This window comes from Sphingobium sp. SG1, assembly GCF_057063145.1.
This window is the reverse complement of sequence record NZ_JBVVOJ010000008.1, coordinates 18,986-38,484: the sequence shown is the minus strand read 5'-3', so window position 1 is coordinate 38,484 and position 19,499 is coordinate 18,986. Positions and strand designations below refer to the sequence as shown.

Here is a 19,499-nt window from a genome sequence, read left to right as displayed (position 1 = left end):
GACAAGATGCTGACGATCGACAATCTCACCAACGAAATCGACGGCAAGGCGATCCTCAAGGGACTCTCGCTCCAGATCAATGCGGGCGAAATCCACGCGATCATGGGGCCGAACGGCGCCGGCAAGTCGACCCTCGCCTACACGCTGGGCGGCCGCCCCAACTATGACGTGACCGGCGGCACCGCGACCTTCGAAGGCGAAGACCTGTTCGAAAAAGACCCGCATGAGCGCGCCGCTGCCGGCCTGTTCCTGGGCTTCCAATATCCGGTCGAGATCCCCGGCGTCTCCAACCTGCAGTTCCTGCGCGAAAGCCTCAATTCGCAGCGCCGCGCGCGCGGCGAGAAGGAACTGAACGGCGGCGAGTTCATCAAGCTGGCCAAGGAAAAGGCCGGCCTGCTCGGCCTCGACATGGAGATGCTCAAGCGTCCGGTGAATGTCGGCTTTTCCGGTGGTGAGAAGAAGCGCGCCGAAATGGTGCAGATGGGCATCCTCGATCCCAAGCTTGCCATCCTCGACGAAACCGACTCGGGCCTCGACATCGACGCGCTCAAGACCGTCGGCGCGGGCATCAACGCGATCATGCGCAAGCCCGACAAGGCGGTGCTGCTGATCACCCATTATCAGCGCCTGCTCGACTATGTGAAGCCGGACTTCGTCCATGTCCTGGCCGCTGGCCGGATCGTCAAGTCGGGCGGCCCCGAACTGGCGCTGCAGCTCGAAAGCGAAGGCTATGCCGAGGTGATCGCGGCGTGACCCTCCTCGCTCTCCCCACGCGCAAGGATGAAGCCTGGCGTTACAGCGATCTTGACGCACTTGCCGCCGTCTGGCCGGTGCCGGCCGCGACCCGGATCACGGTGGCGGAGGGCGAAAGCGCGCATGACCATCTGCTGCAGGATGCGGCCGATGGCGCGACCGCTGTGCACGACTATGTCATTGATATCGCTGACGGTGCCCGGTTCGATTTCCATCTGCTCAACATTGGCGGCAAGCTGGGACGTGTCACTTTCGCTGTCACGCTCGGCAAGGGCAGTCATTTCGAACTGAACGGCGCGATCATCGGCGGTGGCGAGCAGACGCTGGAGATCATCACCAGCGTCACCCATGCCCAGCCCGACGCGACCAGCGGCCAGACCGTCCGCTCGATCCTGGGCAGCCATGCCACCGGCAATTATCTGGGCAGCATCAATGTCGCCCGCGATGCCCAGCGCACCGACGCCTTCCAGTCGATCAAGGCGATGCTGCTCGACCGCACCGCCACGGCCAACGCCAAGCCGGAACTGGAAATCTATGCCGACGACGTGAAATGTGCCCATGGCGCGACCGTCGGCGAGCTGGACAAGCAGGCGCTCTTCTACATGGCCTCGCGCGGCATGGACCCGGCGACCGCCAAGACGCTGCTGCTGAAAGCCTTCGTCGCGGGCGTGTTCGACGATGTCGCGCAGGACGATCTGCGCGAACGGTTCGAGGCGGCGGCGCTCGCCAAGCTGGGGACGCTGGTATGACCGATCTCGCCCAAGGCCTGCGCCTGCGGGACGATTTCCCCGGCCTTTTAGATGGGAATGGGGGCGACTGGCATTATCTCGACAGCGCCGCCACCGCGCAGAAGCCGACCGCCGTGATCGACGCGATCGCCCGCGCCTATGGCCCCGACTATGCCACCGTGCATCGCGGCGTCTATGAACGCTCGGCCAATATGACGCTCGCCTATGAAGCCGCCCGGCGCAAGGTCGCCGGCTTCATCGGTGCGCAGTCGGACAGCGAGATCGTCTATGTCCGCGGCGCGACCGAGGGTATCAATCTGGTCGCCCAATGCTGGGCCGGCACCCAGCTCAAGGCGGGCGACCGCATCCTGCTGTCGACCCTCGAACATCACAGCAATATCGTTCCCTGGCAGATCGTCGCCGAAAAGGTCGGCGCCCAGATAGACGTGGTGCCGCTGACGCAGGATGGCCGGATCGATCTCGACGCGATGCGCGCGATGATCACGCCGCAGCACCGCATGGTCGCGCTTGCCCATGTGTCGAATGTGCTCGGCAGCGTGCTCGATTGCCGCCGCGCGGCCGACATCGCCCATATGGTCGGCGCCAAGATATTGATCGACGGCTGCCAGGCGGTCCCCCGCCTCGCCGTCGATGTTCAGGCGCTCGACTGCGACTTCTACGTCTTCTCCGCGCACAAGCTTTACGGCCCGACCGGCATCGGTGTGCTGTGGGGCCGCAAGGAACTGCTGGACGCCATGCCCCCCTATCAGGGCGGCGGGTCGATGATCGACAAGGTGACGTTCGAAAAGACCACCTATGCCCCCGCGCCGACCCGGTTCGAGGCAGGCACGCCGCATATCGTCGGCGTCGTCGGCCTGTCGGCTGCGATCGACTATGTGCAGGGCATCGGCCTCGACGCCATCCACGCCCATGAATGCGCCATGGTGGCCAAGGCTCGCGCCGCGATCAGCCAGATCAACAGCGTGCGCGTCTTTGGCCCCGAAGATTCGGCCGGCATCCTTTCTTTCGAAGTGGAGGGGGTGCATCCGCACGATGTCGGCACCATATTGGACGAAACGGGTGTCGCGATCCGCGCCGGCCATCATTGCGCCCAGCCGCTTATGCGGCATCTGGGCGTCGAGGCGACCGCACGGGCCAGTTTCGGCATCTACAGCGACGACAGCGACGTGGATGCGCTGGTCAAGGGCATTGAACGGGTAAGGAAGATCTTCGGATGACCGAGGAAAAGAAGTTCATGGTGGAAGAAGTCGACGCGGTGGAAACCCCGCCCAAGGCGCGCGTGGAAGAGGCGGAGGCGGCTCCGCGCCAGCGCGACTATCTCGACGGTTTCCTGGCGCAAAAGCCCAGCGAAGTCGCGGCCGGTGAGCCGGGCGGCGATCTCTATGACGGCATCATCGATGCGCTGAAGGAAATCTTCGACCCCGAAATCCCGGTCAACATCTATGACCTCGGCCTCATCTACGGCGTTGACGTCACCAGCGACGGCCATGCCGTCGTCACCATGACGCTGACCACGCCGCATTGCCCGGTCGCCGAATCCATGCCCGGCGAAGTCGAACTGCGCGTCGGCGCGGTGCCCGGCGTCGGCGATGTCGAGGTGAACCTGGTCTGGGATCCGCCATGGGATCCGGGCAAGATGTCGGACGAAGCCAAGCTCGAACTGGGAATGCTCTGATGACCGAGACGACCACCAAGACGCGTGCTCGCCCCGCCGCCGTCATGCTGACGCCCAGCGCCGAAGGCCGCATCGCCGAACTGATGGCGCAGGCGCCCGAAGGCGCGATCGGGGTCAAGCTGTCGACCCCCAAGCGCGGCTGCTCGGGCCTTGCCTATTCGGTCGACTATGTCACCGAAGAAGCCAAGTTCGACGAGAAGATCGAGACCCCCGGCGGTGTCCTCTATATCGACGGCGCCTCGGTCCTCTATCTCATCGGTTCGACCATGAACTGGGTCGAGGATGATTTCACCGCCGGCTTCGTCTTCGCCAATCCCAATGCCAAGGGCAGCTGCGGCTGCGGCGAGAGCTTCACGGTCTGATACCAGTTCAGGGGAGGGCGCCGATGCTGCACATGCTGATCCTCGGCATGGGCTATAGCGCCTCCCGCCTCGCCGCCCGACTGCGGGCCGAGGGTTGGCAAGTCACCGGCGTCCGCCGCCGCGCCGATGCCCAGGCGATCGCCTTCGATGATGAACCGGCCGTCCGCGCCGCCATCGCCGGCGCCACCCATATCCTTTCCTCCGTCCCGCCCGAGGGCGAGGAGGATCCCGTCCTTACCCGCTATGGCGCCGCGATCGCCGCCGCGCCGGCGCTCTGGGTCGGCTATCTCTCCTCGACCGGCGTCTATGGCGATGCGGCCGGCGCCTGGGTCGATGAGGCGAGCCCTGTGGGGCAGGGGCGCCGCACCGCCCGCGCCCGCGCCGATCTCGCCTGGGGCGCCTTGCGGCCCGATGTCCGTCGCTTCCGCCTGCCCGGCATCTATGGTCCCGGCCGCTCCGCGCTCGATCGGGTCCGGGCCGGCAAGGCGCATCGCATCGCCCTGCCCGGACAGATATTCAGCCGCGTCCATGTCGACGATATCGTCGGCGGCATCATCGCCGCCTTCGACGGCCCGCCCGGCGCTTATAATCTGGCCGATGACAGGCCCTGCGCCCAGAATGATGTGATCGCGACGGCCTGCGAACTGCTGGGCCAGCCGCTGCCGCCGCTGCTGTCGCTGGAACAGGCGGATCTCTCGCCCCAGGCGCTGGCCTTCTATGCCGAAAACCGCCGCGTCGCCAATGGCCGGGCACGACGGCTGCTTGACTGGAAACCTCTTTACCCCACCCATGCCGAAGGTCTAAGGGCCTGTCTTGTGGAAGAAAATCAGCCTTGCTGATCGGTTCGTCGCATGGTTTACGCCCCGTTAACCAGCGTGCGCCGAAAGCGGGATTACCGCATCAACAAGGGTGTGTCATGACCAGCATCGACAAGACTGTTTCCACGCTCGGTGACCGCATCAACGCCATGTCCGTGCCTGATCGCGCGGCCCCCGCACCGGAATCGCTCAGCAGCCTGATCGCCCGCCTCAACATGGCCAAGCTGCGCTACCAGCCCGGCGGCGTCAGGCTCTAGAATCATAGAATAGAGCCTGATTCACGCCATCGGTGAAAGCGCGAAGCGCTTCCACCTCAGGCGATCAGGCTCTAGTTTTCGCCCGCAGCGCGATCACCATCCCGGCGATCGCCAGCAGCGCGCCCGGCACGGCCAGCCCGCTCCAGCGATAGCCCTCCACCACCGTGGAGATCAGCATCGCGATCACCGGGATCAGCACGCTGGTATAGGCGGCCCGACCCGCGCCCATGCGCTGGATCAGCCCGAAATAGAGCGGGAAGGTGACGACCGATCCCGCCAGTGCCAGCCATCCTATGCCTAGCAGATAGCCGATCCGCGGCTCGATCACCGGCGGCCCGGTGGTGATCCAGGCAAAGGCAGCGTCGATCCCGGCGCCGATCAGCATCGCCCAGGCCAGCACCGCGATCATCGGCAGCCGGCGGGCGATGTCCATGCCCTGCATCACGTTGGCGGTCGATGCGCTCATCAGCCCGGCACAGGCAAAGGCCGCGCCCAGCACCACCTTGTCCGGGTCGATCCCGGCAAAGCGATATTCATGCACCAGCATCATGACGATGCCCGCCGTTGCGATCACCGACCCGCCGATGAAGGCGCGGCTCACCGGCTGGCGATGGAAGATCCAGGCCAGGATGCTGTTGGGGATCAGCAACATTGCATAGACCACCGCCACCACGCCGGACGTCAGATAGACTTCGGCGCGATAGACGAAGTTGAAATTGAGCACGAACTGCGCCGTGCCCAGCAGCGCGGCGAAGACCAGGCCGCTCCGCCCGATATTGAGCGACACGCCGCGCATCCGCGCGAACGCGGCCATCGCAAGGCCTGCCAGCAGGAAGCGATAGCAGACCGACCAGCTTGCGGGCACGCTGCCCAGCTGGTCGCGGATGACGATCCAGGTCGAACTCCAGATCAGGGTCACGAGGATGAAGGGCAGGGCGATGCCGCCCCGCTCCATCCCGCCCTGCGCCCTGTCGTCAGGCGTCATGATGCCCCAAGGCCCGGATCGCGTGGGCCAGCGGCGCGACGCTCTGCGTATCCTGCGACCAGTTGGTCACCAGCCGCGCCGCGCCTTCGCCCCAGTCATAGAAATCGAAGCCCTGCGCGCGCAGTGTCGCCGCTTCCGCCGGGGTCAGCCAGACGAACAGCTCATTGGCCTCCACAGGATGCATCAGCCGTCCGGCCGCCGCCTGCGCCAGCGCCTGCGCCGCGCCATTGGCGGCGCGGGCATTGTCCAGCCACAGTCCGTCCTCGACCATCGCCAATATCTGCGCGGCAAGGTAGCGCCCCTTGGAAAAGAGATGGCCCGCCCGCTTGCGCCAGCGCGCCGCTTCCGCCGCCCGCGCCTCGCGTTCGGGGCCGAAGAACAGAAGCGCCTCGCCCACCATGCCGCCATTCTTGACGCAGCCGAAGGAAAGGATGTCGATCCCCGCCCGCCAGGTGATGTCGGCCGGCGCGCAGCCCAGATGCGCCACCGCATTGGCAAAGCGCGCGCCGTCCATATGAAAGCCCAGCCCATGGGCCTTGGCGATCTCGCCCAGCGCCGCGACTTCGTCCGGTCTATAGACCATGCCATATTCGGTCGCATTGGTGATGCTGATCGCCCGCGCCGGCACTTGATGCACGTCGGGACGGATCGCCTTGAGCCTTGCCGTCACGACATCGGGCAACAGCTTGGCGCCGACGCCGGGCAGCGCCATCAGGCTGGCGCCATGGGTGTAGAAGCCCGGCGCGCCGCATTCGTCGACGACGATATGCGCTTCCTCATGGCAGATCACCCCGCCATAGGGCGGGCACAGGCAGGCGAGCGCGATGCTGTTGGCCGCCGTGCCGGTGGCGATCCATTGCGCCTTCACCGGCGTTTCGAACAGGTCGGAAAAGGCGCCGTCCAGCCGCGCGCTCCACGCATCGCCGTCATAGCCATGGTCGGCATGGTCCGCGCCGGCGATGGCGGCCATCACCTGGGGGCAGATCGGGGTGGCATTGTCCGAAAAGAAGTGCATGGCGCATGCGATACAGGGCGCGCGCTGGGACGGGAAGAGGCCAGCGAGGGCGCCTTGGCTCTTTATTCCAAAATTGGTCAGTATATATGACCAATTGTTTCGCGGGGCCGGATGTGACATAGGCGCCCCCGTCCAACGCATAAGGAGACTCACCATGGACGTCGAACAGAAGTCGCGCTTTACCGTTACCCCCAGCAGCAAGGCTGTGGCGGCGGACGCGCGCGCGGTACTTCTGGAGGATCCGGGCTTCGGCCGGCTCTTCACCGACCATATGGTCACCATCCGCTATACCGAGGGGCAGGGTTGGCACAGCCACGCCGTCGGTCCGCGCGAGCCGTTCCAGCTCGATCCCGCCTGCGCCGTGCTCCATTATGCCCAAGAAATCTTCGAAGGCATGAAGGCCTATCGCCTGGCCGACGGCAGCGTCGCCATGTTCCGGCCGGAGGAAAATGCACGCCGCTTCGCCGAGTCCGCCGAACGCATGGCGATGCCGGCGATCCCGGAAGACATGTTCCTTGAAGCGGTCGAACAGCTGGTGAAGATCGACGCGGACTGGATCCCGTCGGGTGAGGGCAGCCTCTATCTGCGCCCCTTCCTGTTCGCCAGCGAAGCCTTCCTGGGTGTGCGCCCGTCGAACGAATATATTTTCTGCGTCATCGCCTCGCCCGCCGGCGCCTATTTCAAGGGCGGCAAGAAGGCCGTGACCCTGTGGGTGTCGGAACATTATACCCGCGCCGCGCGCGGCGGCACCGGTGCGGCCAAGTGCGGCGGCAATTATGCCGCGTCGCTGGTCGCGCAGAAGGAAGCGATCAAGCATGGTTGCGACCAGGTCGTCTTCCTCGACGCCGCCGAGAACAAGTGGGTCGAGGAACTGGGCGGCATGAACGTCTTCTTCGTCATGGATGACGGTTCGATCGTCACCCCGCCGCTGACCGGCACCATCCTGCCCGGCATCACCCGCAATTCGATCATCAGCCTCGCCCGCGCCAAGGGGCATGAGGTGCGCGAGGAGCCCTACAGCTTCGCCCAGTGGCGTGCCGACGCCGCCAGCGGCAAGCTGCGCGAGGCATTCGCCTGCGGCACCGCTGCCGTCGTCACGGCGATTGGCACGGTCAAGAGCACCGACGGCGATTTCACCGTCGGCAATGGCGATGGCGGCCTGGTCACCGAAAGCCTGCGCGCCGAACTGACCGGCATCCAGCGCGGCAGCGTGGCCGATCCGGCCGGCTGGGTCCGCACGCTCTGATTTAGAGCCGGTGCCGATGCGCCGTAGGCGCAAAAGACGCTGAGACAATTTGTCGCCCCCGCTTTCACCCTGAAAGCGGGGGCGATGCTTTTCAAAGCGCTCTCAAGCGCCTAGACAGATGCCCATGCAACGCTTCGACGTCGTCATTCTTGGCGGGGGCCTGGTTGGCCTCACCCTGGGCATCGCTCTTTCGCGCCATGGCGTGCAATGCGCCGTGATCGATCCGGCCGACCCCGTGCAGGCCACGGCTGCCGGTTTCGATGGCCGTGTCTCGGCGATCAGCTCGACCAGCTTCGCGATGCTCCAGGCGATCGGCGTTGGCGCCCATCTGGAGGGCAAGGGCTGCCCTATCGACCGTATCTGGGTCAGCGACGGGCTGGAGCCGGGCGCGCTCGACTTCGTGCCGGACGAGGATGATGGCGTGATGGGGACGATGTTCCCCAATCGCGACCTGCGCGTCGCGCTGGCGCAGACCGCTGCCGAGGTCGAAAACCTCACCATCTTCCAGCCCGATCGTGCCGTCCATGTCGATCGCAATGCCGATGGCGTCACCCTGACGCTGCAGAACGGCGTGACGATCCACGGCGCATTGCTGGTCGCGGCGGAAGGGCGCAACAGCCCCACGCGCGAGGCGGCGGGCATCAATACCACCCGCTGGCAATATAAGCACACCGCCATGGTCACCGCGATCGACCATGAGGTGCCGCACGCCAACACCGCCTATGAAATCTTCTATGTCGGCGGCCCGCTCGCGCTGCTGCCGATGCTGCCGGGCACCCGGTCCGCCGTGGTCTGGACCGTGCCTACCGATCAGGCGCCGGCGATGCTCAAGCTGTCGGAACGGGCCTGGCTCGCCGAAATGCAGAAGCGCATCGGCGGCTTCCTGGGCGAGATCAGCCTGGCCGGCCCGCGCTCCTCCTATCCGCTCGGCTTCCATCATGCCGCGCGTATCACCGACACCCGCCTCGCGCTGGTCGGCGACAGCGCCCATGCCATCCACCCGATCGCCGGTCAGGGCCTCAATCTCGGCTTCCGCGACGTGGCGGCTTTGGTCGAAGTCTTGGTCGAAGGCATGCGCCTCGGCCTCGATCCGGGCGATGCGCAGCTGCTTGCCCGCTATCAGCGCTGGCGCGGCCTCGACACGATGATGACCAGCGTCGCGATGGATGGCCTGGTCCGCCTGTTCGACATTCCCGGCAAGCTGCCCTCGCTGGTCCGCCGCGCCGGCCTTGCCGCCGTGCAGCGCACCAGCTTGCTCAAGAACCGCTTCATGGCCGAAGCCCGCGGCCAGTCCGGCGCCCTCCCGCGCCTGCTCGCCGGCGAGATGGTTTAGGGGCTAATGTTCGTCACCCCAGCGAAGGCTGGGGTCTAGGGCGATCACGCGCTGGAAGGCACAAGATCCCAGCCTTCGCTGGGATGACGGAATGGCAGGCTGGCGGGACTCTGCTTCCACGGATCACAGCATCCGCCGCAGCACCCCGTCCTTCAGCATGAAATGATGGCGCAGCGCCGCCAGGATGTGGACGATGATGAGCGCGCTCCACAGCCAGGGGATCAGCTCGTGCGCCTCGTGCGATATGCCGACGATCGCATCGCCCTTGGCCACGCCGAATTTCGGCACGTCGAACAGGAAGAACCAGTTCAAGGGCCGCTCGCCCGCCGACGACATGATCCAGCCTGACAGCGGCACGATCAGCATGAAGGCGTAGAAGGCGAAATGGGTGAGGTTGGCGGCCAGCTTCTCCCAGCCCGGCATCGCGGCCGGCAGCGCCGGCGGCTTGTGCCCCAGCCGCCAGACGATGCGCAGGATGGTCAGCACCAGCACAGTGAGGCCGATCGACTTGTGCACCGGCATCACCTTCCAGTCCTTGGGCAGGCTGTCATGGGCAAAGCCCAGCCACAGATTGACCAGGATCAGGATCGCGATGATCCAGTGCAACAGGCGGGCGACGGACGTGTAACGGGCCATGGGCTGCTCCTTTTACGGAAGTCTCGCCTGGGCCTTGCGCGCGCTACCCCGCCCGCACGGCCCAGCTATGTCGAAAGGATACGCACGGGCACGATAAGTTCCTTATCCGGCGTGTCTTTTATCCCTGACGATTGGCGACCAGATTATCCACAACCGACGGATCGGCAAGTGTACTAACGTCCCCCAGCGCCTGCGCGGACACTTCGCCCTCGGCGATCTTGCGCAGGATGCGGCGCATGATCTTGCCCGAACGCGTCTTGGGCAGGCCTGGTGCGAACTGGATCGCGTCGGGCGTGGCGATCGGGCCGATCTCGGTCCGCACCCATTTCACCAGATCCTTGCGCAGGTCGTCGCTCGGCTCCTCGTTCGCGTTCAGCGTGACATAGGCATAGATGCCCTGGCCCTTGATGTCGTGCGGGAAGCCGACCACGGCCGCCTCGGCGACGCTTTCATGCAGCACCAGCGCGCTCTCGACCTCGGCCGTGCCCATGCGATGGCCCGACACGTTGATGACGTCGTCGACCCGGCCGGTGATCCAGTAATAGCCGTCGGCGTCGCGCCGCGCGCCGTCGCCAGTGGTATATTTGCCGGGGAAGGTGGTGAAATAGGTCTGGAAGAAGCGGTCATGGTCGCCCCACACCGTGCGCATCTGGCCCGGCCAGCTGCCCGCGATCACCAGATTGCCTTCGGTCGCGCCCTCCTGCACCACGCCGTCGCCATCCAATATCTGGGGAATGACGCCGGGCATCGGCAGGGTAGCGCTGCCGGGCTTCAGGTCGGTGGCGCCGGGCATCGGCGCGATCATCGCGCCGCCGGTCTCGGTCTGCCACCAGGTGTCGATGATCGGACAGCGGCCTTCGCCGATCACGCCATGATACCAGCGCCAGGCTTCCGGATTGATCGGCTCGCCGACCGTGCCCAGCACGCGCAGCGAGGCGCGGCTGGTCGAATGGACATAATCGTCGCCCTCCTTCATCAGCGCGCGCAGTGCCGTGGGGGCGGTGAAGATGGTGTGGACCTGATGCTTGTCGACCACTTCCCAGATGCGCGCCGGGGTCGGCCAGTTGGGCACGCCCTCATACATCAGGGTCGTCGCGCCGTTCGCCAGCGGGCCGTAGACGATATAGCTGTGGCCCGTGACCCAGCCGATGTCGGCGGCGCACCACCAGATGTCGCCGGGCCGATAGTCGAAGCATAGTTCATGCGTCAGGCTGGCCCACAGCAGATAGCCGCCGCTGGTGTGCAGCACGCCCTTGGGCTTGCCGGTCGAGCCTGAGGTGTAGAGGATGAACAGCGGGTCTTCCGCATTCATCGGTTCGGGCGGGCAGTCGGCCGATACCTGCGCCGCTGCCTCATGCAGCCAGATGTCGCGCCCCTCCTGCATCTGCACCGCGCCACCGGTCGCCTGCACGACGATCACCTTGTTGACGCAGGGTGCTTCGGCCAGTGCGGCGTCGACATTGGCCTTCAGCGGCACGGTCTTGCCCGCGCGGCGCCCTTCATCGGCGGTGATGACGATGGTCGAATCGCAATCGACCAGACGCCCGGCCAACGCCTCGGGCGAAAAGCCGCCGAACACCACGCTGTGGATCGCGCCGATCCGCGCGCAGGCGAGCAGGGCAAAGGCCGCCTCGGGGATCATCGGCATATAGACGGTGATCCGGTCGCCCTTCCGCGCACCCGCGTCCTTCAGCACATTGGCAAGGCGGCAGACCTCTTCATGCACCTGCTTGTAGGTGTAGCGGCGCACGTCGGCGTCGGGACTGTCGGGTTCCCAGATGATGGCGACCTGGTCGCCGCGCTCGGCCAGATGCCGGTCGATGCAGTTGGCGCTGACGTTCAGTTCACCGTCGGCGAACCATTTGACGCCGAAATCCGCCTCATGGAAGCTGCTTTCGTCGGCCTTGGTCGGCGGCGTGATCCAGTCCAGCCGTTGTGCCCGCTCCAGCCAATAGGCGTCGGCGTCCTCGATCGAGCGTGCATAATCGGCCGCGCGGCCTTCCCGGTCCAACAGGGCCTGGGCGGCCCATTGGGAGGGAACCGGGAAGAAATCGTCAGACATCCAGCTATCCTTTCCTGTGCGCTAAATTCCATGCGCTTGCAGCAGGTTGTAGGAGGCGCGCAGCACGACTTAAAGGGGCGATGCGCGTTTCGCCGCGTTTCTGTGTTTTTGCGCCTTTCCCGGCGCGCGGCCCCGGCCTAACAGAAGATCATATGTGGCAACTTTTCCAATTCCCGCTCTGTCCCTTCTCCCGCAAGGTTCGTCTGCTGCTTGGCGAGAAAGGCATTGGTTATGATCTGGTGCGCGAATCTCCCTGGGAAATGCGCGACGAGTTTCTGGATCTCAATCCGGCCGGCACCACCCCGGTGGTCGTCGATCAGGAAAAGGGCGTCACGCTGATCGACAGCCAGGCGATCTGCGAATATTTCGAGGAAACGGTCGAAAAATTCCCGCTCATTTCCGGCACGGCGGCGGGCCGGGCGGAAGTGCGGCGCCTGACCGCCTTTTTCGACCAGAATTTCTACGGCGATGTCGTTGGCCCGCTGCTGCATGAACGGATGAAGAAGCGGCTGATCGAGCGCGTCTCGCCCGATGCCCGCGTCCTGCGCGAAGCGATGCGCCGCGCGAACGTCCATATGGACTATATGGACTATCTGCTCGACCATCGCAGCTGGATGGCCGGCGGTACGCTCAGCCTTGCCGATATCGCGGCGGCAGCGCATCTTTCGGTGGCGGATTATCTGGGCGGCATCGACTGGGCCGGGCATGAGCCGGTCAAGCGCTGGTATGCCGGCTTCAAGTCACGCCCCTCCTTCCGCCCGCTCTTGTCCGAACGGATGGAAGTCATCACCCCGCCGACGCATTATGAAAAGCCCGATTTCTAAAGGGTACGGGCACGAAGCGGCCTAGTCCGCCTCGGCCGCCAGATAGACGCGGTTGCGGCCATGCTCCTTGGCCAGGTAGAGCGCCCGGTCGGCGGCCTTCAGCGCCGCGCGCGGGTCGTCATAGGCCAGGACATTGGCGACGCCGGCGGAAAAGCTCACCCGCTCCATCCGCTCGCCATTGGTGCGGTTGACCAGGCTACGATTGGCCAGATCCTCGCGCACCGCGTCGACCGCCTCGCAGGTCTCGGCCGCCGTCTTGCCGCGAAACAGCATGACGAACTCCTCGCCGCCATGACGGGCGACATGGCAGCGGTCATCGGACGCCTTGGCCAGCAGCCCGGCGACGAATTTTAGCACCCGATCGCCGGTCTCATGGCCATGGGTGTCGTTGACCAGCTTGAAATGATCGATGTCGCAGAAGGCGACCGACAATTGCTCGTCGCCTTCCTTCGCCAGCTTCAGTTCCTCGCGCAGCACGCCTTCGAAGGCGCGGCGATTGGGCAGGCCGGTCAGATGGTCATGCTCGGCGGCGCGACGCGCGGTCTCCAGGCTCGATTTCAGCGCCTGGGTCTGCTTCTGGTTCTCGCGCAGCTGGGTTTCGACCTGGCGGGTCTTTTCCACCATCGACCGGGTCAGGCTGACCAGCCGTGCCAGGATCGGCTCATTGTCGGCGCCGGCGGCCAGACCCTTGGCCTGTTCCTGCAATGCCGCGCCATAATCCTTGGCCGAATTGCGGGATTCGGTCATCAGTCCGGTAAATTCGTCCAGATTTTCCTCGACCTTGTCGAGCATGGAGGCGAGCGCGTCGGGCGTCACCTCGTCCGCGCGCTGGCTGGCGGCGAGCGATTCCATCCAGGCATTGCTGATCTTGCCGCGCTCCATCAGCACTGCCTGCACCGCCTTTTCCACGCCGATGCTGGCGCCGGTCAGATAGTCGAGCGCCACGCCGAAATTAAGCGGCGTCAGGTCCAGATCATGGGCGAATAGAAATTCGCCGATCTCCTCATAGAGGCGACGACGGCGATTAATCTCGCGACTGGCGGCACTGCCGGCGCGCGCGCGCGGCTCACTTTCCACCTGCGGTTCGTCCGGCTTGCCGGACAGGCCACGGGCCCAGCGGGAAAGGCGGTCGGTCAGCCCATGGTGCGAGCCGGCGGTGGATGTGGATGCCCCAGTCATGCCGCTTATAACGGAGGCGCCCGATCAAGGTTAAGGGGGCACTTGTCAAAAGTGGCAGGGATTTCAATCCATGCCGCTTTTTCTTCGCGGGTTCAGATATTTGCCGCCACCAGCCAGTCGCGGAAGATGCGCACCGACCGGGTCTGCAACGCGCGCGGGCGACAGACGAAATAATAGCGATAGGGGCTGTCGCAGCGTATATTGGGGAACAGCCGGATCAGCCGGGGGTCGCCCGACTGTTCGAAATGGCTGGCATGCATGACCGCCACGCCCAGTCCCTGGGCAGCGGCTTCCAGCATCAGCTGGCCGGAATCATAATTGTCGATCGCCAGCGGCTGCAGGTCGGGAATGCCCGCCACGTCCTTCCAGGCGTCGAAGGAAAGGGCCATGTCGCGATGCAGCAGGATCGTCTGTTGCGCCAGTTCGCTGGGCGACGCCAGCGCATTGGGGCCTTCCACCATCTCGCGCCGGCCGATCAGATAGACCTGCTCATGGTCCAGCTCATAGGCATAGAGCGCCGGGTCGATATCCTTGCTGGCCAGCACGATCGCCGCATCCAGCCCTTCGCCAAGCCGTGCGACCGCATGGGGCGTCGTCTCGATGTCGATATGCAGCTGCGGGTGCTGCTGGCGCAGCCGGCCCAGATGCGGGAAAAGGCGCTGCGTCGCGAACAGCGGCATCACCGCCAGGCGCAGGCGCAACTGGTTGCCGCCGCTCTGGATATTCTCCAGCGCCTGGCTGAGCGAATCCAGCGCCGGGGCGATGTCGTCAAGTAGCCGCTGGCCTTCGGAATTGATCTCCAGCGCCTGATGCTTGCGGTCGAACAATGGGCGTCCGATGAACCGCTCCAGCGCCTGGACGCGGCGGCTGAGTGCCGGCGTCGACAAAGCGAGTTCCTCGGCAGCCGCCTTGACCGAGCCAAGGCGGGCAACCTGAACAAAGGCCTCCAGGGCCGTAAGAGGCGGCAATCTGCGCATAATCGTCAAATTCTATAAGCCGGTCCGCTGCGTCGCATCATCTGTCATTATCGAACGGCGCGCTTCCCCGGTTCAAGCATCCTGACCTGCAATGAGCAGGAAAACGCGGCAAATGGCAAGATGCAAAAATTGCAACCACCCGATTCTTTTCGCACTTGCAAAATTACCTGCTGCAGCGCACATAGGAAAGGCCTTTCAGGCATCCTCTCCTATAAACTTTCCGGGCTGGCGCTTGCGCTGGCCCTTTTTTTGTTCCGGGCATAACGAAGCACGGCCCCTTTCCCTCACCCCCGGCGTTACCTATCTTCGTTTCGCAACCAAAAGGACGGGGATGACCATGGCCGATCAGGACAGCAGCGGACGCAGGATTCAGGTCGCCAATGCGCGGCCGGAGGATGCCGGGCGCGGTTTGGCGCGGCTTCCGCTGACGGTAATGGCCGAATTGCAACTGGCTGAAGGCGATGTTGTCGAGATTGTCGGCAAGCGATCGACTCCGGCGCGGGTGGTGCGCCCCTATAAGGAAGATGAAGGTCTGGACGTGCTGCGCCTGGATGGTTTGCAGCGCGCCAATGCCGGCGTCGGCTCGGGCGACTTCGTTCAATTGCGCAAGATCGATCCGCGTCCGGCCCAGCGCGTCGTGTTCGCGCCTGCACAAAATAATCTCCGTCTCCAGGGTAATCCCGATGCGCTGAAGCGGGTTTTCTTTCAGCGGCCGCTTGTCGCGGGCGATGTCGTCGCCACCGCCGGGCAGCAACAGGTGCCGCCCGGCGACATGCCACCCCATCTGCGCCAGATGCTGGCGGCGCCGGCCTATGCGCTCCAGGAAATCCGCCTGATCGTGGTGTCGACCGTGCCCAAGGGCATCGTCCATATCGATGCCGAGACCGAGGTGGAATTGCGCGCCGAGTATGAGGAGCCGCGCGAATCCCGCCGTGCCGATGTCACCTATGACGATGTCGGCGGCATGGCCGAAACGATCGACCAGCTGCGCGAGATGGTCGAGCTGCCGCTGCGCTATCCCGAATTGTTCGAGCGGTTGGGCGTCGATCCGCCCAAGGGGGTGATGCTCCATGGCCCGCCGGGCACCGGCAAGACCCGGCTCGCCCGCGCCGTCGCCAATGAATCGGAAGCCGAATTCTTCCTCATCAACGGACCCGAGATCATGGGTTCGGCCTATGGCGAGTCGGAAAAGAAGCTGCGCGACATTTTCGAGGAAGCGGCCAAGGCGGCGCCCTCCATCCTCTTCATCGACGAGATCGACTCGATCGCGCCCAAGCGGGGTCAGGTCACCGGCGAAACCGAAAAGCGCCTCGTCGCCCAGCTTCTCACCCTGATGGACGGGCTGGAACCGCGCACCAATCTGGTCGTCATCGCCGCGACCAACCGGCCCGAGGCGATCGACGAGGCGCTGCGCCGTCCCGGCCGCTTCGACCGCGAAATCGTCGTCGGCGTCCCCGACGAACGCGGCCGGCGCGAGATATTGGGCATCCACACCCGCGGCATGCCGCTGGGCGACCGGGTCGATCTCGCCGAACTGGCGCGCATGACCTATGGCTTTGTCGGCGCCGATCTCGCCGCGCTGACCCGCGAGGCCGCGATCGAGACGGTGCGCCGGCTGATGCCGCGCCTCAATCTGGAGGAAGGCACGATCCCGCCCGACGTGCTGGAGGATCTGTCCGTCACGCGGGAGGATTTCCTCTCGGCGATCAAGCGGGTCCAGCCCTCGGCCATGCGCGAGGTGATGGTGCAGGCGCCCAATATCGGCTGGGCCGACATTGGCGGCCTGGACGATGCGCAGATGCGGCTCAAGGAAGGGGTCGAACTGCCGCTCAAGGATCCCGACGCCTTCCGGCGCCTGGGCATCCGCCCGGCCAAGGGCTTCCTGCTCTATGGTCCGCCCGGCACCGGCAAGACGTTGCTGGCCAAGGCGGTCGCGCGTGAGGCGCAGGCCAATTTCATCGCCACTAAGTCGAGCGACCTCCTGTCCAAATGGTATGGCGAGAGCGAGCAGCAGATCGCCCGCCTGTTCGCCCGCGCGCGACAGGTGGCGCCGACCGTCATCTTCATCGACGAACTGGACAGCCTGGTCCCCGCCCGTGGCGGTGGCCTGGGCGAGCCGGCGGTGACGGAGCGGGTGGTCAACACCATCCTCGCCGAAATGGACGGGCTGGAGGAATTGCAGTCGGTGGTCGTCATCGGCGCCACCAACCGGCCGACCCTGGTCGATCCGGCGCTGCTGCGGCCCGGCCGCTTCGACGAACTCATCTATGTGCCGGTGCCCGACCAGGCCGGACGCAAGCGCATCCTGGCGATCCATACCAAGAAGATGCCGCTGGCGTCCGACGTCGATCTGGATCAGCTGGCGGCCCGGACGGAGCGGTTCACCGGCGCGGACCTGGAGGATCTGTCCCGTCGGGCGGGCCTCATCGCGCTGCGGCAGTCGCTGCGGGTCGAAGCCGTCACCATGGCCCATTTCGAGGCGGCACTGGAGGAAACCCGCGCCTCTGTGACGCCGGAAATGGAGCGGGAATATGAGCAGATCCAGGCGACCTTGAAGCAGAGCGCGATGCAGGTCGATCCGATCGGCTTCATTGCGCCCGGCATGCTGCGCGCCCGCGAACGCTGATGGACTTGGGATAAGCGCGCGGCCGACGGTGGGTGAACCCATCGCCTGGCCGCGCGTTCTATCTCATGGCGCGCAAAGCCGCTTGCCAGCGGACATCAATTTTGCGAGGCCGATTCTGTTAGTCAGTCAGGCGGATTTTGATGGCCTCCCTACCGTTCAAAGACAAGAAGACCAGGATTTCGACGCGCGGTGGCAGCCGCTCCTTCCGCAGCCAGTGGGCCATGTTCTTCCGCCAGTTCATGAAGCATCCCGGCATGATCGGTTCGGTCATCCCCTCCTCGTCGCAACTTGTCGCGCGCTCGCTGGACGGCGTCGACTGGGCACGGACCCGCCTGTTCGTCGAATATGGTCCGGGTGTCGGCACCTTCACCCAGGCCATTCTCGATCGCATGCATCCCGACGCGATCCTGCTGGCGATCGACCTCAATCTCGATTTCGTCGCCTATCTGGAGGATGCGATCGACGATCCGCGCCTGCGCGTCGTCCATGGCTCGGCCGCCGACGTGCGCCGCTTCGTCAAGGAAGCGGGCTATCAGAAGGCGGATTACGTCCTTTCGGGCCTGCCCTTTTCCACCCTGCCGGCGGGCGTGGGCGAAACCATCTGCGAAGAGACGCGCGCCGTGCTGCGGCCGGGCGGCAGCTTCATCATCTACCAATATTCGCGCTATGTCCGCCGCCTGATCGACCCGCTGTTTGGCCGGGTCAGCGACGAACTGGAATGGCGCAACATTCCCCCCTGTCGCCTGTTCCGCGCGGCCAAGGACGAAGCGCTGGCCCAGGCGGCCTGATCTTTCCTGATCTGTATTAATATCTGGCAGAAATTACGTAATTCGGCCTGCTGCGCGTTTGACTCCGCGCTGGACTTGAGCAACCAATTGCTTGGGGACAAGGGGGTTATATGGCGTCATACGCCGATGGCAACGATCCGTGGGCCGACCTCTTCTTGTCGGCTGCGCTGGAGCCGCATCTCTGGGATGCGGCGCTGCGCGCCATGGCCCAGGCAACCGGGTCGTGCCATGGCCAATTGATCGGTTTCGGTCCGGGGGCAGCGGCCTTTAACTGGATCAGCGACGTGGCGCCGGATATTATCGAAAAGTCATCGATGATAGACGGCGCTGCCCCGGACCTCAATTTCCGGGTCGCGGCCGACCGACTGCCGGCGCGCCCGGCGATCGTGCATGAAGCCCATTATGATGTCGCGCGCCAGGCACTGCGCGCGGATGACTATCTCGACCTGTGCAGCGACTATGACATTTTCCACGGGTGCCAGACGCGTCTGGTCGCCGACGACAATGTGATGATCGGCTTCGCCCTGCTGCGCAGCGAGGCTGATGGCCGCACCAGTGTGGAACAGCGCGACCTGTTCGCCAAGCTGGCCGGTCATGCCCGCCATGCCGTCCGGCTGCAGCGGGCGATCGAGCAACAGGGCTTTGGCCTGCTGGCCGGCACGTTCGAGACCATGGACCGCGCCTGCTGGCTGCTCGACGCGACCGGGCGGGTGGGGGGCATGACGCCGCGTGCCGATGCCTTGCTGTCGACCAGCCGGCTGCGGGTCGGCGACGGCTGGCTGCAGAGCGACCGGGGCGACGAGACGCGCGCAATTTTGCGATCCATCCGCGCGGTGGTGGATGTGCCGGCGCGCGAAGCCGATCCGGTGGCGCTTGCCGATGCCGATGGCGGCGTTGGCATTATGCTCGAATTTTTCCCCTTACCCTCCCGCCCCTGGGCACTGCCCTTTGCGCCGCATGCGATTATCGTCGCGCGCGTCGGCGCGCCGACCGAACGCCATGTCCGCCTGCTCATGCGCACTTTCCGCCTGACCCCGGCCGAAGCGGACATCGCCATCCATCTGGCCGCCGGGATGAGTCGTGCGGACATTGCCCAGCGCCGCGGCGTTTCGGCCGAGACGCTCAAGGCCCAGTTGCGCTCCATCTATGACAAGACGGGGTGCAACCGGGAATCGCAGCTTGTCCGCATCGTCGGGATGATGAGCAGCTGACAT

General features: G+C 65.2%; 19 protein-coding genes. 13 read left to right on the top strand and 6 right to left on the bottom strand.

What is annotated here, in order from left to right; genetic code table 11:
* Nucleotides 1–6 precede the first annotated feature (6 nt).
* From sufC to AC0KVN_RS17340, 7 genes are all read left to right on the top strand, one after another.
* Nucleotides 7–753 carry a Fe-S cluster assembly ATPase SufC gene (gene sufC / locus AC0KVN_RS17370; RefSeq protein ID WP_435568193.1) on the top strand — a complete coding sequence of 249 codons (747 nt, stop codon included), beginning with the start codon at nt 7–9 and terminating at the stop codon, nt 751–753.
* Nucleotides 750–1,502, top strand: a complete 753-nt coding sequence (locus tag AC0KVN_RS17365) for a SufD family Fe-S cluster assembly protein (RefSeq protein ID WP_017500996.1) — start codon at nt 750–752, stop codon at nt 1,500–1,502. The genes sufC and AC0KVN_RS17365 overlap by 4 nt, the downstream gene beginning before the upstream one ends.
* Nucleotides 1,499–2,719, top strand: a complete 1,221-nt coding sequence (locus tag AC0KVN_RS17360) for an aminotransferase class V-fold PLP-dependent enzyme (protein WP_435568192.1) — start codon at nt 1,499–1,501, stop codon at nt 2,717–2,719. Before AC0KVN_RS17365 ends, AC0KVN_RS17360 begins: the two co-directional genes overlap by 4 nt.
* Nucleotides 2,716–3,177, top strand: a complete 462-nt coding sequence (locus AC0KVN_RS17355) for an SUF system Fe-S cluster assembly protein (RefSeq protein ID WP_010335502.1) — start codon at nt 2,716–2,718, stop codon at nt 3,175–3,177. The genes AC0KVN_RS17360 and AC0KVN_RS17355 overlap by 4 nt, the downstream gene beginning before the upstream one ends.
* Nucleotides 3,177–3,539, top strand: a complete 363-nt coding sequence (locus AC0KVN_RS17350) for a HesB/IscA family protein (RefSeq protein ID WP_017503694.1) — start codon at nt 3,177–3,179, stop codon at nt 3,537–3,539. The genes AC0KVN_RS17355 and AC0KVN_RS17350 overlap by 1 nt, the downstream gene beginning before the upstream one ends.
* A gap of 23 nt (nt 3,540–3,562) precedes the next feature.
* Nucleotides 3,563–4,378 carry a Rossmann-fold NAD(P)-binding domain-containing protein gene (locus tag AC0KVN_RS17345; protein WP_435568191.1) on the top strand — a complete coding sequence of 272 codons (816 nt, stop codon included), beginning with the start codon at nt 3,563–3,565 and terminating at the stop codon, nt 4,376–4,378.
* A gap of 77 nt (nt 4,379–4,455) precedes the next feature.
* Entirely contained in the window at nt 4,456–4,614 is a 159-nt protein-coding gene (locus tag AC0KVN_RS17340; protein WP_004209402.1) for a hypothetical protein, read from the top strand.
* A gap of 64 nt (nt 4,615–4,678) precedes the next feature.
* Here the strand turns inward: AC0KVN_RS17340 and AC0KVN_RS17335 are convergent, their stop codons facing one another.
* Both AC0KVN_RS17335 and AC0KVN_RS17330 read right to left on the bottom strand, forming a co-directional pair.
* Nucleotides 4,679–5,599: a DMT family transporter gene (locus AC0KVN_RS17335; protein ID WP_435568190.1), complete on the bottom strand. Its 921-nt coding sequence runs from the start codon at nt 5,597–5,599 to the stop codon at nt 4,679–4,681.
* Entirely contained in the window at nt 5,589–6,614 is a 1,026-nt protein-coding gene (locus AC0KVN_RS17330; protein WP_435568189.1) for a threonine aldolase family protein, read from the bottom strand. Before AC0KVN_RS17330 ends, AC0KVN_RS17335 begins: the two co-directional genes overlap by 11 nt.
* Before the next feature lie 154 nt (nt 6,615–6,768).
* On the opposite strand from AC0KVN_RS17330, the gene AC0KVN_RS17325 reads away from it, so the two are divergent.
* Nucleotides 6,769–7,860 (top strand): branched-chain amino acid aminotransferase, encoded by a 1,092-nt coding sequence (locus AC0KVN_RS17325; protein ID WP_010335497.1) that lies wholly within the window; start codon nt 6,769–6,771, stop codon nt 7,858–7,860.
* 124 nt (nt 7,861–7,984) lie between these two features.
* Nucleotides 7,985–9,193 carry a UbiH/UbiF/VisC/COQ6 family ubiquinone biosynthesis hydroxylase gene (locus AC0KVN_RS17320; protein ID WP_435568218.1) on the top strand — a complete coding sequence of 403 codons (1,209 nt, stop codon included), beginning with the start codon at nt 7,985–7,987 and terminating at the stop codon, nt 9,191–9,193.
* Nucleotides 9,194–9,316: 123 nt separating this feature from the next.
* Here AC0KVN_RS17320 and AC0KVN_RS17315 read toward each other — a convergent pair whose 3' ends face one another.
* Both AC0KVN_RS17315 and acs read right to left on the bottom strand, forming a co-directional pair.
* A complete protein-coding gene (locus AC0KVN_RS17315; RefSeq protein ID WP_313393426.1) occupies nt 9,317–9,829 on the bottom strand; it encodes a cytochrome b in 513 nt (170 codons plus the stop codon).
* 118 nt (nt 9,830–9,947) lie between these two features.
* Nucleotides 9,948–11,891, bottom strand: coding sequence for an acetate--CoA ligase (acs, locus tag AC0KVN_RS17310; RefSeq protein WP_435568188.1), 1,944 nt, complete (start codon nt 11,889–11,891; stop codon nt 9,948–9,950).
* Nucleotides 11,892–12,043: 152 nt separating this feature from the next.
* On the opposite strand from acs, the gene AC0KVN_RS17305 reads away from it, so the two are divergent.
* Complete coding sequence (locus AC0KVN_RS17305; protein ID WP_004209410.1) at nt 12,044–12,715, top strand: glutathione S-transferase family protein; 672 nt, start codon at nt 12,044–12,046, stop codon at nt 12,713–12,715.
* Between the two features lie 21 nt (nt 12,716–12,736).
* On the opposite strand, the gene AC0KVN_RS17300 is transcribed toward AC0KVN_RS17305, so the two are convergent.
* Together AC0KVN_RS17300 and AC0KVN_RS17295 are read right to left on the bottom strand one after the other, a co-directional pair.
* A complete protein-coding gene (locus AC0KVN_RS17300; RefSeq protein ID WP_004209411.1) occupies nt 12,737–13,894 on the bottom strand; it encodes a GGDEF domain-containing protein in 1,158 nt (385 codons plus the stop codon).
* A gap of 92 nt (nt 13,895–13,986) precedes the next feature.
* Entirely contained in the window at nt 13,987–14,871 is an 885-nt protein-coding gene (locus AC0KVN_RS17295) for a LysR substrate-binding domain-containing protein (protein ID WP_004209412.1), read from the bottom strand.
* 337 nt (nt 14,872–15,208) lie between these two features.
* Here AC0KVN_RS17295 and AC0KVN_RS17290 point away from each other — a divergent pair, with 337 nt between their 5' ends.
* The 3 genes from AC0KVN_RS17290 (at nt 15,209) to AC0KVN_RS17280 (ending at nt 19,496) form a co-directional block, all read left to right on the top strand.
* On the top strand, nt 15,209–17,497 hold the full coding sequence (locus AC0KVN_RS17290) for a CDC48 family AAA ATPase (RefSeq protein WP_026109514.1): 2,289 nt from the start codon (nt 15,209–15,211) through the stop codon (nt 17,495–17,497).
* A 140-nt stretch (nt 17,498–17,637) separates the two neighbouring features.
* On the top strand, nt 17,638–18,285 hold the full coding sequence (locus tag AC0KVN_RS17285) for a class I SAM-dependent methyltransferase (RefSeq protein WP_435568187.1): 648 nt from the start codon (nt 17,638–17,640) through the stop codon (nt 18,283–18,285).
* A 110-nt stretch (nt 18,286–18,395) separates the two neighbouring features.
* Nucleotides 18,396–19,496, top strand: a complete 1,101-nt coding sequence (locus AC0KVN_RS17280) for a helix-turn-helix transcriptional regulator (protein WP_435568186.1) — start codon at nt 18,396–18,398, stop codon at nt 19,494–19,496.
* Nucleotides 19,497–19,499: the final 3 nt, after the last annotated feature.

Bases quoted from the DNA above. Each gene is read 5' to 3' on its own strand.
- AC0KVN_RS17330 (WP_435568189.1), bottom strand. From the start codon at position 6,614: ATGCACTTCTTTTCGGACAATGCCACCCCGATCTGCCCCCAGGTGATG.
- AC0KVN_RS17285 (WP_435568187.1), top strand. From the start codon at position 17,638: ATGGCCTCCCTACCGTTCAAAGACAAGAAGACCAGGATTTCGACGCGC.
- AC0KVN_RS17335 (WP_435568190.1), bottom strand. From the start codon at position 5,599: ATGACGCCTGACGACAGGGCGCAGGGCGGGATGGAGCGGGGCGGCATC.
- AC0KVN_RS17315 (WP_313393426.1), bottom strand. From the start codon at position 9,829: ATGGCCCGTTACACGTCCGTCGCCCGCCTGTTGCACTGGATCATCGCG.
- AC0KVN_RS17320 (WP_435568218.1), top strand. From the start codon at position 7,985: ATGCAACGCTTCGACGTCGTCATTCTTGGCGGGGGCCTGGTTGGCCTC.
- AC0KVN_RS17350 (WP_017503694.1), top strand. From the start codon at position 3,177: ATGACCGAGACGACCACCAAGACGCGTGCTCGCCCCGCCGCCGTCATG.
- sufC (WP_435568193.1), top strand. From the start codon at position 7: ATGCTGACGATCGACAATCTCACCAACGAAATCGACGGCAAGGCGATC.
- AC0KVN_RS17355 (WP_010335502.1), top strand. From the start codon at position 2,716: ATGACCGAGGAAAAGAAGTTCATGGTGGAAGAAGTCGACGCGGTGGAA.
- AC0KVN_RS17300 (WP_004209411.1), bottom strand. From the start codon at position 13,894: ATGACTGGGGCATCCACATCCACCGCCGGCTCGCACCATGGGCTGACC.
- acs (WP_435568188.1), bottom strand. From the start codon at position 11,891: ATGTCTGACGATTTCTTCCCGGTTCCCTCCCAATGGGCCGCCCAGGCC.
- AC0KVN_RS17360 (WP_435568192.1), top strand. From the start codon at position 1,499: ATGACCGATCTCGCCCAAGGCCTGCGCCTGCGGGACGATTTCCCCGGC.
- AC0KVN_RS17280 (WP_435568186.1), top strand. From the start codon at position 18,396: ATGGCGTCATACGCCGATGGCAACGATCCGTGGGCCGACCTCTTCTTG.
- AC0KVN_RS17305 (WP_004209410.1), top strand. From the start codon at position 12,044: ATGTGGCAACTTTTCCAATTCCCGCTCTGTCCCTTCTCCCGCAAGGTT.
- AC0KVN_RS17345 (WP_435568191.1), top strand. From the start codon at position 3,563: ATGCTGCACATGCTGATCCTCGGCATGGGCTATAGCGCCTCCCGCCTC.
- AC0KVN_RS17290 (WP_026109514.1), top strand. From the start codon at position 15,209: ATGGCCGATCAGGACAGCAGCGGACGCAGGATTCAGGTCGCCAATGCG.
- AC0KVN_RS17295 (WP_004209412.1), bottom strand. From the start codon at position 14,871: ATGCGCAGATTGCCGCCTCTTACGGCCCTGGAGGCCTTTGTTCAGGTT.
- AC0KVN_RS17340 (WP_004209402.1), top strand. From the start codon at position 4,456: ATGACCAGCATCGACAAGACTGTTTCCACGCTCGGTGACCGCATCAAC.
- AC0KVN_RS17325 (WP_010335497.1), top strand. From the start codon at position 6,769: ATGGACGTCGAACAGAAGTCGCGCTTTACCGTTACCCCCAGCAGCAAG.